This is a genomic window from Streptomyces sp. NPDC057900 (assembly GCF_042887885.1).
Taxonomy (GTDB): Bacteria; Actinomycetota; Actinomycetes; order Streptomycetales; family Streptomycetaceae; genus Streptomyces.
Genome location: NZ_JBHVOI010000003.1, coordinates 489,072 through 501,260, shown reverse-complemented (window position 1 = coordinate 501,260; position 12,189 = coordinate 489,072). Strand labels below are relative to the sequence as shown.

Below are 12,189 nucleotides of genomic sequence, written 5' to 3'. Positions count from 1 at the left end.
GCTGGATCTGCCGGGGGCGCGCGAGCGCCGGGTGGCCACGGGCGGCATCGAGCTGTGCGTCGTCGAGCTGGGCGAGGCGACGCGTCCGACGATCGTGCTCGTGCACGGCTACCCGGACAGCAAGGAGGTCTGGACGCGGGTCGCGCGGCAACTGGCCGAGCGATGGCACGTCGTGCTGTACGACGTGCGCGGCCACGGCAGCTCGACGGCGCCCGTTCCGCTGCGTGGCGGTTTCACCCTGGAGAAGCTGACCGACGATTTCCTGGCCGTCGCCGACGCGGTGAGCCCGGACCGGCCGGTGCACCTGGTCGGTCACGACTGGGGTTCGGTCCAGGCCTGGGAGTTCGCCACGGTCAGCCGTACCGAGGGCCGGATCGCGTCCTTCACCTCGATGTCCGGTCCCTCCCTGGACCACTTCGGGCACTGGATCAAGCAGCGGATGGCCCGGCCCACTCCCCGCCGGGTCGGCCAGCTGCTGGGACAGGGCGCCAAGTCCTGGTACGTGTACATGCTGCATACCCCGGTCCTGCCGGAGCTCGCCTGGCGCGGGCCGCTCGGCAAGCGGTGGCCCGGCATCCTGGAGCGGCTGGAGAAGGTCCCGCCGGGTGACTACCCGACGGCCTCCCTTCCCGATGACGCGGCGCACGGGGCCTGGCTCTACCGCGACAACGTCCGGGCCCGGCTCCGCAGGCCCCGCGCCGACGCCTACGCGCACGTACCGGTCCAGCTGATCACACCGACGGGTGACATCTTCCTCTCGGAGCAGCTCTACGACGGACTCGACGCGTGGGTGCCGCAGTTGACCCGCCGCTCGCTGCCGGCCAAGCACTGGGTGCCGCGGACCAGGCCGGACCAGCTGGCCTCCTGGATCGACGAGTTCGCCGCCGCCAACGAGTCCGCCGCGCAGGGCGGCGTCCCGGTTGCGGACACCGCCCCGAAGGGTGCGCACGCGGAGCGGTTCGGCGGGCAGCTCGTCCTGGTGACGGGCGCGGCCGGCGGGATCGGGCGGGCCACCGCGTTCGCTTTCGCGGAGGCGGGTGCCCGGGTGGTGGCCGTGGACCGGGACGCGGACGGCGCGGCCCGTACTGCCGAACTGGCCAGGCTGATCGGCGCCCCGGCCGCCTGGGCGGAGACGGTCGACGTCAGTGACGAGGCGGCCATGGAGAAGCTGGCGGAGAAGGTCGCCACCGAGTACGGGATCGTCGACGTGCTGGTCAACAACGCCGGGATCGGGCTGTCCGGCTCGTTCCTGGACACGACCGTGGAGGACTGGAAACAGGTCCTCGACGTCAACCTCTGGGGTGTCATCCACGGCTGCCGGCTCTTCGGCAAGCAGATGGCCGAGCGCGGGCAGGGCGGCCATATCGTCAACACGGCCTCCGCAGCCGCGTATCAGCCGTCACGCGCGCTCCCGGCCTACAGCACGTCGAAGGCCGCCGTTCTGATGCTCAGCGAATGCCTGCGCGCCGAGCTCGCCGAGAAGTCGATCGGGGTCAGCGCGGTCTGCCCCGGCATCGTGAACACGAACATCACCGCGACCGCCCGTTTCGCCGGGACCGACGCGGCGGAGGAGCAGCGGCTGCGGAAGCGGACGAGCAAGCTGTACGGAGTCCGCAACTACCCGCCCGAGAAGGTCGCGGAGGCGGTCCTGCGGGCGGTTGTCCGCAATCAGGCCGTCGTCCCGGTGACGCCGGAGTCGCACGCGGCCCGCTTCCTGTCCCGGCTCAGCCCCGGGGCACTGCGCGGCATCGCCCGGCTGAAGCCGCCGCTGTGAGCGGCCCGGAGCCGTCGGCCGGGCGGCGGGCCGCGGAGTACCGCATCGAGGACCTGGCCCATGCAAGCGGTGCCACGGTCCGCACGATCCGCGCCTATCAGGACCGGGGGCTGCTACCGACTCCGGAGCGGCGGGGCCGGGCCAACGTGTACCGGGACACCCATCTCGCCCGGCTCCGGCAGATCGCCGACCTGCTGGACCGCGGCTACACCCTGGCCAGCATCAAGGAGTTGCTGGAGGCGTGGGACACCGGGCGGGGCCTCGGCGGAGTGCTCGGGCTCGTCGCGGAGGTCCACGGGCCGTGGACCGATGAGCGGGCGGACCGGATCACGCGGGCCGAGCTGGATGTGAGGTTCGGCGGCGCCCAGGACGAGCAGGCTGTCGCGGAGGCGGTGGACCTCGGCGTGCTGGAGCGGATCCCTGGCCGCGACGACGAGTTCCTGGTGCCGAGTCCCCAGGAGCTGTCGGTGGCCGTGGAGTTGCATGCGGCGGGCGTGCCGCTCAGTGCAATCTCCGGTCATCTGAGGGAGCTTCGGGGCCAGGTCGAGCAGATAGCCTCCCGCTTCCTGGAGTTCACGACCGAGCACGTCTTCGCCCGCTACCTCGGCCATCGGCCGCCGACCGACGCGGACGCCGCCGAAGCCGCCTCGCTGGTGCGCAGGCTCCGCCCGCTCGCCCAGCAGACGGTGGACGCCGAACTCGCGCGGGCGATGCGGACGTTCGCCACCCGACATCTGGAGCACCACCTCACCGCGGAGGAACCCTTCACCTCGGGAACCACCGCACATCCGCCGGTACCGATAGCGCTGCCGCCCGCGACAATCACGTCCGTGGAACGCCTCGTTGGCCGGAACCAGGCCGCCGCCTTCATCACCGCAGCCACCGAACGTGAGGTACAGAAGCGCACATTGGACACACTTACCTCATCTCACGCCAATACGGCTAAACTTGACCAAATGGATTAAAGCGTACGCCACTTGTCCACAGAAACGCCAAATTACCTGTGGATAACCTGAGTTGGCTGTGGATCAAACCTGTGCACGAAAATTGCCGCTGTGGATCCGGATCGAAATCCGGATGCGCCGGGGAAGGCGCCGCGGGCACCCTGAACCGATGGATGAAAGACGCACCGTGAAGGTGTCGAAGTACCTCTCGAAGCATCTGCGCCATCAGCCGGAACGGATCGGACTCCAGCTCGACGCACACGGCTGGGTGGCCATCGAAGAGCTGCTCCGGGCCACCGCCCGCCACCGCTTCCCGATCACCCGGGCCGAGCTCGACCAGGTGGTCGCCTCGAACGACAAGCAGCGATTCGCCGTCGAGGGCGGCCGCATCCGGGCGAGCCAGGGGCACACCGTCGACGTGGACCTGGACCTGCCGCCGGCCGAACCGCCCGCGTACCTCTATCACGGCACGGTCGGCCGGTTCCTGGACGCGATCCGGAGCGAGGGCCTGCGGCCGATGAACCGCACCCACGTACACCTCTCGCCGGACCGTGAGACGGCGACCCGCGTCGGAGCCCGGCGCGGCCGGCCCGTCGTACTGTCCGTGGACACCGGCGCGATGCACCTGGCCGGCCACACCTTCTGGGTCAGCGCCAACGGCGTCTGGCTCACCGACGCGGTGCCCCCGGAGTTCCTGCGCCTGCACCCGTCGCACGATGGATGGCGTCCATGATGAGCGGTACCTCCGTGGCAGCATCCCGGCCACATATAACGGCGAGTAGTCGATGCGATCTCGCTGCGGCCATGGGTGGGGTCTTCATTCCCCCCATCCGGTGAACCAGGAGGAATCGGTGACGCGGCGCCGTGCCTGAAACCGGATCCGAAGCACCGTAGGCTCGGTGCCATGGACTTTCGCCTCAGCACTGTCATCCTGCCCATCGACCGGTGGCACGAGGGAGGGCGCGCGAAGTGGCGGGCGGCTGAGGAGCTCGGGTTCCACGCCGCCTACACCTACGACCACCTGTCCTGGCGCACGTTCCGGGACGGGCCGTGGTTCGGGGCGCTGCCCACGCTGACCGCGGCGGCGACCGCCACCGAGCGTTTGCGTCTGGGCACCCTCGTGACATCGCCGAATTTCCGTCACCCGGTGACACTCGCCAAGGAACTGATCGCCCTCGACGACGTCTCGGGCGGGCGGATCACCCTGGGGATCGGGGCCGGTGGCACCGGATTCGACGCGACGGCGCTCGGCCAGGAGCCGTGGACGCCGCGTGAGAGGGCCGACCGCTTCGGGGAGTTCGTGCCTCTGCTCGACCGGCTGCTGACAGAGGACTCCGTCTCCTGGGAAGGCGACCACTACACGGCGTTCGAGGCCCGCACGATCCCCGGCTGCGTCCAGCGGCCCCGGCTGCCGTTCGCCGTGGCCGCCACCGGCCCGCGCGGGATGCGCCTCGCCGCCCGGCACGGGCAGGCGTGGGTGACCACAGGTGATCCGAAGCTCTACGAGAGCGGCACCCCCGAGCAGTCGGTGCAGGCCGTCCGCGGACAGATCGACCGGCTCACGGAAGCGTGCGCCGGTATCGGCCGCGATGTGAGCGAGCTCGACAAGATCATGCTCACCGGGTTCACCCCGGATCGCGGGAGCCCGCTTGAGTCCGTCGACGCGTTCGTCGACTTCGCCGGCCGTTATGCGGCCCTGGGGATCACCGAGATCGCGATTCACTGGCCCATCCCCGACTCGGACTTCGCCGCCGACCAGTCCGTCTTCGAGAAGATCGCCGTCGAGGCCGCCGCCCAGATCGGGTGAACGCCCTGCCCTCGCTCTGACCTCCCTCTGAGCCGTCGCCTCGCGGGCTGGACGCGGCCAGGGTCTTCCCTGCTCGGACGCTCGAACGAAGCCGAGGGCTGGGGGTTCGTACCGCCACCGCGGGCCCGGCATGATCCGGGCGAGAGGCCCCGGGGGCAGCCCAGGCAGCCCTCAGGCGTGGCTAGAGATCACGCGGACCTGTCATCCACCGGTTCACGTCTCCGTACGGCGGGGCCTGTGCCGCGAAGTCGAAGGTCCCGTGGTCGAGCACCTCACGGGCTGCCCGGACGAATCCGCCCAGCGCGGCCCGCGACAGGGTCGAACCGAGGCTGATCCGGCGCACCCCGCACGCCGCGAGCGCGGCCACGTCCAGCGCCGGCCGCTGGCTGCCCGCGAGGACGTTGACCGGCCGGCCGACCGAGGAGCACACGGTGCGCACCGCCTCGGCCGACGGCAGTCCGGGCGCGTACAGGACATGGGCACCCGCCTCCTCGTACGCCTGCAGGCGGCGGACGGTGTCGTCGAGGTCGGGGCGCCCGTAGAGGAAGTTCTCCGCCCGTGCGGTCACGGTGAACGGGAAGGGCAGGCCGCGCGCCGCCTCCACCGCCGCCGTCACCCGGTCCACCGCCTCCGCGAGCGGACGGACCGGGTCATCGGGAAGCCCGGTGGCATCCTCGACCGAGCCACCCACCAACCCCGCCTCCGCCGCCGCGCGAATGGTCTCGGCAACCCCCTCCGGGGTCTGCGCGAAACCGCTCTCCAGGTCGGCGGAGACCGGCAGCGGCGTCGCGGCGGCGATCTCCCCGGCGTTCGCGAGCACCATGTCGCGGTCCAGCAGATTCGCGCCGTCCGGCAGGCCGAGAGCGACGGCGAGACCCGCACTGGTCGTCGCCAGCGCCGAGAATCCGAGCCCGGCGAGAATCCGGGCGGTGCCCGCGTTCCACGGGTTGGGGATCACGAAGGGTTCGGGCCCGTTGTGCAGTTCCCGGAACGCGGCGCCCCTGGACTGCAGCTCGCTCAAAGACAGTTGCACTTTCACTCTCCCCATCAGGCAGGTCCTGGGAACCAGGCACGCGGATCGCCTCGGCAGGATGTCCAGTCCGGCTGTCGCGACGCAAGGCGGAACCCTTGGCATATGCCAGAGGGATACCACCTGCTCAGGGGCGTACCTACTCAGATGTGCGCCCCTACGCACGCCCGTGCACGCTGGTACGCGAGAATGGAACGGTGACCTCAGCTACCGATCACCCTCTCCCCGCCGTTCCCCGGCTGATCGCCACCGATCTGGACGGCACCCTCCTGCGCGACGACAAGACCGTCTCGGACCGTACGGTCGCGGCTCTCGCCGCCGCCGAGGAGGCCGGGATCGAGGTCTTCTTCGTCACCGGCCGCCCGGCCCGCTGGATGGGTGTCGTCAGCGACCACGTCCACGGCCACGGCCTGGCGATCTGCGCCAACGGCGCCGCCGTCGCGGACCTGCACGACGGCGGCCGGCTGCTGAAGGTCCGGGCCCTGGAGCGGGAGGCCGCCCTCGACGTCGTGCACACGCTGCGCACGGCCGCCCCCGGCACGTCCTTCGCTGTCGAGCTGACCACCGGTATCAACTACGAGCCGGCCTACCCTGCCTTCCACCTCGACCCCGGCGCCACCGTGGCCCTCGCGGAGAAGCTGCTCCATGAGGAGATGCCCGGCACCGGGGCCCCCGTGCTGAAGCTCCTCGCCCACCACAGTGAACTGGCCCCGGACGACTTCCTCGCCCTGGCCCGTACCGCCGCGGGCGACCGTGCCTCGTTCACCCGGTCCAGTCCGAGCGCCCTCCTGGAGGTCAGCGGTCCCGGCGTCTCCAAGGCCAGCACGCTGGAGCTGTGCTGCGCCGAGCGTGGCGTCTCGCCCGCCGAGGTCGTCGCGTTCGGTGACATGCCCAACGACGTGGAGATGCTGAGCTGGGCCGGCACCTCCTACGCGATGGGCAACGCGCACCCGGCCGCTCTGGCGGCGGCCACCGGCCGTACGGTCACCAACAACGAGGACGGCGTCGCGGTCGTCATCGAGCGGATCATCGCCGAGCGGGCACTGTCCCGCAGTGAGCACTGAACGAGTGTGCGCCGCCCGCACGACGGTGACCACTGACCGAACGCAGATCCCTTGCGCGACAGTGACCGCTGAACGAACGCGAACCCGCCCGCGCCGCAATTCGCACCAGCCCTCACAGCACCTGCCGTCACAGCACCGGCCGCCGCAGCACCGCCTTTCACAGCACCGGCCGTCACCCCACCGGGCCGTCACAGGGGTGCCTGCCAGACCACCGCCGTACCGCCGCCGTCCTCCCCCAGGCCGGGCCCGAACCAGCTGGCCCCGCCCAGCGACTCCGCCCGGCGGGCCAGGTTCCGCAGTCCGCTGCGCCGGCCGCCCGGCGGGATGCCCACGCCGTCGTCCGCGACCGTGAGCCGCACCGCGTCCCGCCCGTCGGGAAGCGTGGCGGTCGCGTCCACGACCACGTCGATCCGGGACGCCAAGGCATGCCGGAAGGCGTTGGAGAGGGCCTCCCGCAACGCCGCGATCAGGTTCTTCCCGGTCAGCTCGCCGACCAGCGCGTCGACCGCACCGACGAAGTGGTGCGACGGCTTGAAGCCCAGGGGGACCGCCGCCATGTTGATCTCGCGCAGCACCCGGGTGCGCAGCCTCGACGGCGCCTCGGCCGGTTCCTGCTGCAGCGCGAAGATGGCGGTACGGATCTCCTGGATCGTCACGTCCAGCTCGTCGACCGCCCGGCCGACGCCGGTCTGTACCTCCGGCACGTCCGACCGGCGCTGAGCGCTCTCCAGCATCATCCCGGTGGCGAAGAGCCGCTGGATGACCAGGTCGTGCAGGTCGCGGGCGATCCGGTCGCGGTCCTCGTAGACCGCGAGCCGCTCCCGGTCCCGCTGCGCCTCCGCCATCATCAGGGCCAGCGCCGCCTGCGAGGCGAACTGGGCGGCGAGGGTCCGTTCCGTCTCCGAGAACGGCCGGCCGCCCCTGGCACGCGGGGTGGCGAGCGCGCCGAGCACCCGGCCGCCGCTGTGCAGCGGAAGCAGCATGCTCGGCCCGAACCGGTCCGCCAGCGTGGTGATCATGCGGGGGTCGGTGGCCGAGTCGTCCACGAACACGGCCTCGCCGGCCAGCAGCATTCCCACCACCGGACTCTGCGCCGGGATGATCACCCCGAGCGCCCCGGTCGGCTCCGTCTCGGACACGGCGACGATCTCCAGTCCGCCGTCCTCCGCCGGCAGCAGCACGATCCCGGCGGCGGAGGCGGCGAGGTGGCGGGCCTGTTCGGCCACGACCGCGAGCGCGTCGTCGGCGTCCCCGCCGGAGAGCAGGGCGGTGGTCACGGCGACCGAGCCGTCGATCCACCGCTCACGCTGCCGGGCGGCCTCATACAGCCGGGCATTGCCGATGGCGATGCCCGCCTCTGTGGCCAGCACCCGCACCATGTGCAGGTCGTAGTCGGTGAACTCGCCCCCGCCGTCCTTCTCGGACAGATAGAGATTGCCGAAGATCTCGCCCTGCACCCGGATCGGTACGCCGAGGAACGTCCGCATCGGGGGGTGGCCCGGCGGGAATCCGGCGAACCGCGGATCGGCCGTCAGATCCGCGAGCCGCACGGGGCGGGGGTCGTGGATGAGTGCGCCGAGCAGACCCCGTTGTCCGTCCGGCCGGTGGCCGATCTCGCGCGCCACCGGCTCCGGCACTCCATAGGTGACGAAGTCCGAGAGACCCTTGCCCTCCTCGTCCACGACTCCGATGGCCGCGTAGCGGGCATGGGCCAGTTCGGCCGCCGTCTCGCAGATCCGGTCGAGGGTCGTGTGCAGTTCGAGCCCTGTGCCGACGGAACGCATGGCTTCCAGCAGCTGCGGTACGCGGGCGGTGAGTTCGGTGGACAGGCCCCGCAGACTGCGGGTCGCCTCCGTCGCCGCTTCGAGCGGCCCCTCCGGGCGCGCGGTGTGCTCGGGGTCCTCGGGGTCCTCGGAACGCGCCGATTCCTTCGCCTGCTCCTGGTACTTCGGGTCCTTCGAGTCCTTCGGGCCCTGCTCTGACATACCCAGAGCGTAGTTAGTCCCTTTTGTTGGGGAAAGTCGAAGCCCGGCGCGGCCTCATCAGACCCGCACGCCCGGCGATGCTCCCGCCGGCTCCCTCACCGTCTCGCGCTCGCGCGCCAGCATCCGGCTCAGCGGACCGTCCACCGCCATGAGAGCCGCGTACGGGCCACGCTGCACCACCGCCCCCGCGTCCAGGACCACCACCTCGTCGACCGCGTCCAGGCCTTCGAGCCGGTGGGTGATCAGCACCGTCGTGCGCCCCCGGGTGGCCGCCAGCAGGTCGGCCGTCAGGGCGTCGGCGGTCGGCAGGTCGAGGTGCTCCGCGGGCTCGTCCAGAACGAGCACGGGGAAGTCCGCCAGCAGCGCCCTGGCCAGAGCGAGCCGCTGCCGCTGCCCCCCGGAGAGGCGGGCGCCGTGCTCACCGACGAGGGTGTCCAGCCCGTCCGGCAGCGCCTCGGCCCAGTCGAGCAGCCGGGCCCGTGCGAGGGCGTCGCGCAACTCCGCGTCGGTCGCTCCGGTACGGGCGAGGCGCAGGTTCTCCCGGATGGAACTGTCGAAGATGTGGGCGTCCTGGGCGCACAGCCCGACGAAACGCCTCACCGTGTCCCCGTCCAGCGCGGACGCCTCCGCACCGCCGATCCGGTACGTCCCCGCCCGCGCGTCCAGGAAGCGGAGCAGGACCTGGGCAAGCGTGGTCTTCCCGGAACCCGAGGGACCGACGACCGCGATGCGCTTGCCGGCCTCCAGCGTGAGGTCCACGCCGGCCAGCGCGTCCTGCTCCGCTCCCGCGTACCGGGCCGTCAGCCCCCGCACCTCCAGCGGGAAGGGCGACGCGGGCGCCTCGGCAGGGGCGGCGGGTTCGCGCACCGGCACCGGGGCGTCGAGCACCTCGTACACCCGCTCCGCGCTGCGCTTGACCCGTTGCCGGTACTGGACGGCCAGCGGGAGACCGGTGACGGCCTCGAAGGCGGCCAGCGGGGTGAGGACGACGACGGCGAGCTCCACCCCGGCCAGCCGCCCGTCTGCCACCGCGGGGAGGGCGACGAGGGCAGCGGCGACCACGGTGAGGCCGCCGATCAGCGCGGTGAGCCCGCCGCCGAGCGCGGTGGCGGTCGCCGCCCGGGAAGCGATCCGGGTGAGGACGCCGTCGGCCTCCCGGGTCCTGGCCGAGCGTCCGGGCAGCGCTCCCGCGACGGTCAGTTCGGCCGTCCCGCCGAGCAGATCGGTGATCCGCGTCGCCAGATCGGCGCGGGCGGGCGCCAGCCGGCGCTCGGTGCGCCGGGCGCAGGCGCCGCTGACGAGCGGGACCCCGACCCCGGCGAGCAGCAGTCCGGCGGCGAGCACGACGCCCGCCTCCGGCAGCAGCCAGCCGGTGAATCCGGCGGCCGCCGCGCCGACGAGGAGCGCGGTTCCGGCGGGCAGCAGCCAGCGCAGCCAGTAGTCCTGGAGGGCGTCCACGTCGGCGACGAGCCGCGAGAGGAGATCCCCGCGCCGGGTCCGGCGCAGTCCTGCGGGCGCGATGCGCTCCAGGCCTCGGTAGACGTCGACGCGCAGCGCGGCGAGCATCCTGAGCACCGCGTCGTGCGAGACGAGGCGTTCGGCGTAGCGGAAGACCGCCCGTCCGATGCCGAAGGCGCGGGTCGCCGTGACCGCGACCATCAGGTAGAGCACCGGGGGCTGTTCGGAGGCGCGGGAGATGAGCCAGCCGGAGACGGCCATGAGGCCGACCGCGGAGCCCAGCGCGAGGCTGCCCAGCAGCAGGGCGAGCGCGAGCCGGCCGCGCTGTGCCCCGGCGGCCTCCCTGACCCGGGCCAGCACATGCCCGGTCCGGGCCGCGGTGTCCCGCAGCACGTCGGGCTCCCGCGCCGCCTCGCCGCCGATCAGGTCGTCGGGGGCAACGGCCGGACGCGGCACCGCGGCGGCGACAGCGGCCCCGGCAGGTCCGTCCGTCGCGCCCGGCTCCAGCGTCACCACCCGGTCGGCGACCGAGAGGAGCGCCGGCCGGTGCACCACCAGCAGCACGGTCCGCCCGGCCGCCAGTCGGCGTACCGCCTCGACGATGCCCGCCTCCGTCTCACCGTCCAGGCTCGCGGTCGGCTCGTCGAGCAGCAGCACCGGCCGGTCGGCGAGGAACGCGCGGGCGAGCGCGAGACGCTGCCGCTGTCCGGCGGAGAGGCCCGCGCCGTCCTCCCCGAGAAGGGTGGCGGCACCGTCCGGCAGGGCCGCCACGAATTCGTACGCCCCGGCGTCGCGCAGCGCGGCCGTCACCGCGCTGTCGTCCGCATCCGGCCGGGCCAGCCGTACGTTCTCCGCGATCGTCCCGGCGAAGAGGTGCGGGCGCTGCGGGACCCAGGCGATCCGCTCCCGCCAGCGTTCGGGGGAGAGGTCCGCCAGGTCGGTTCCGCCGATCCGCACCCGCCCCTCGTCGGGTGCGGCGAATCCCAGCACCACGTTCAGCAGGGTGGACTTGCCCACGCCGCTCGGACCGACCAGGGCGACGGTCTCCCCCTCCTCCACCACCAGCGAGGCCCCGGCGAGCGAGGGCTCGGTGCGCCCCGCGTGCCGGACGGTCACATCCCGCAGCTCCAGCCGAAGGGACGGGGGAACCTCCCGGGTACCGCCCGCGGGCGGCTCGGTCTCCAGGACCGAGAAGATCTCCTCCGCGGCCGAGAGGCCCTCGGCGGCGGCGTGGTACTGCGCCCCGACCTGCCGGAGCGGCAGATAGGCCTCCGGCGCGAGGATCAGCACCACCAGTCCGGTGTAGAGGTCGAGTTCGCCGTGGACCAGCCGCATGCCGATGGTGACGGCGACGAGGGCCACCGAGAGCGTCGCCAGCAGCTCCAGGGCGAAGGACGACAGGAAGGCGATCCGCAGCGTGCGCACGGTCGCCTGCCGGTACTGGGACGTGATGGTGCGGATGGACTCGGCCTGGGCCTTGGCCCGGCCGAAGACCTTCAGCGTCGGCAGCCCGGCGACCACGTCGAGGAAGTGGCCGGAGAGCCGCGAGAGCAGCCGCCACTGGCGGTCCATCCGAGACTGGGTCGCCCAGCCGATGAGGATCATGAAGAGGGGGATGAGGGGCAGGGTGACGACGATGATCGCCGCCGAGATCCAGTCCTCCGTGACCACCCTGGCGAGCACCGCCACCGGCACCACCACGGCGAGCCCGAGCTGCGGCAGATACCGCGCGAAGTAGTCGTCGAGCGCGTCGATGCCCCGGGTGGCCAGCGTCACCAGCGAGCCGGTGCGCTGCCCGCTCAGCCACTCCGGGCCCAGCGCGGCCGCCCGGTCGAGCAGCCGGCCGCGCAGCTCCGACTTGACGGCCGCACCGGCCCGGTGGGCGGCCAGTTCGGTGAGCCAGGAGACCAGGGCCCGGCCGACCGCGACCGCCGCGAGCAGCAGGAGTGGCGTACGCAGTCCGGACCCGGTGAGCCCGTCCTCGAATCCACCCACCACCACTTCGGCGACGAGCATGGCCTGGGCGATGACCAGCGCCGCTCCGGCCACGCCGAGTACCACCACAGCCACCAGGAAGAGGCGGGTGGCACGGGCGTGGCGGAGCAGGCGCGGGTCGATCGGTTTCAC

At 72.4% G+C, this 12,189-nt stretch carries 8 protein-coding genes; 5 read left to right on the top strand and 3 right to left on the bottom strand.

Features of this window, described 5'->3' with window-relative positions:
* Position 1: 1 nt before the first annotated feature.
* From ACFVQ0_RS16570 to ACFVQ0_RS16555, 4 genes are all read left to right on the top strand, one after another.
* Entirely contained in the window at positions 2-1,774 is a 1,773-nt protein-coding gene (locus tag ACFVQ0_RS16570; RefSeq protein WP_390088878.1) for an SDR family oxidoreductase, read from the top strand.
* Positions 1,771-2,739: a MerR family transcriptional regulator gene (locus tag ACFVQ0_RS16565; protein ID WP_390088548.1), complete on the top strand. Its 969-nt coding sequence runs from the start codon at positions 1,771-1,773 to the stop codon at positions 2,737-2,739. The genes ACFVQ0_RS16570 and ACFVQ0_RS16565 overlap by 4 nt, the downstream gene beginning before the upstream one ends.
* Positions 2,740-2,887: 148 nt before the next feature.
* Positions 2,888-3,451 (top strand): RNA 2'-phosphotransferase, encoded by a 564-nt coding sequence (locus tag ACFVQ0_RS16560; RefSeq protein ID WP_390088546.1) that lies wholly within the window; start codon positions 2,888-2,890, stop codon positions 3,449-3,451.
* A gap of 171 nt (positions 3,452-3,622) precedes the next feature.
* A complete protein-coding gene (locus ACFVQ0_RS16555; RefSeq protein WP_390088544.1) occupies positions 3,623-4,525 on the top strand; it encodes an LLM class flavin-dependent oxidoreductase in 903 nt (300 codons plus the stop codon).
* A 181-nt stretch (positions 4,526-4,706) separates the two neighbouring features.
* On the opposite strand, the gene ACFVQ0_RS16550 is transcribed toward ACFVQ0_RS16555, so the two are convergent.
* Positions 4,707-5,558 (bottom strand): oxaloacetate decarboxylase, encoded by an 852-nt coding sequence (locus ACFVQ0_RS16550; RefSeq protein ID WP_390088543.1) that lies wholly within the window; start codon positions 5,556-5,558, stop codon positions 4,707-4,709.
* 194 nt (positions 5,559-5,752) lie between these two features.
* Between ACFVQ0_RS16550 and ACFVQ0_RS16545 the strand changes: the two genes are divergently transcribed.
* Positions 5,753-6,619 carry a Cof-type HAD-IIB family hydrolase gene (locus tag ACFVQ0_RS16545; RefSeq protein ID WP_390088541.1) on the top strand — a complete coding sequence of 289 codons (867 nt, stop codon included), beginning with the start codon at positions 5,753-5,755 and terminating at the stop codon, positions 6,617-6,619.
* A gap of 188 nt (positions 6,620-6,807) precedes the next feature.
* Here ACFVQ0_RS16545 and ACFVQ0_RS16540 read toward each other — a convergent pair whose 3' ends face one another.
* Together ACFVQ0_RS16540 and cydD are read right to left on the bottom strand one after the other, a co-directional pair.
* Positions 6,808-8,604: a GAF domain-containing sensor histidine kinase gene (locus ACFVQ0_RS16540; RefSeq protein WP_390088539.1), complete on the bottom strand. Its 1,797-nt coding sequence runs from the start codon at positions 8,602-8,604 to the stop codon at positions 6,808-6,810.
* Between the two features lie 57 nt (positions 8,605-8,661).
* Positions 8,662-12,189, bottom strand: a complete 3,528-nt coding sequence (gene cydD / locus ACFVQ0_RS16535) for a thiol reductant ABC exporter subunit CydD (RefSeq protein ID WP_390088537.1) — start codon at positions 12,187-12,189, stop codon at positions 8,662-8,664.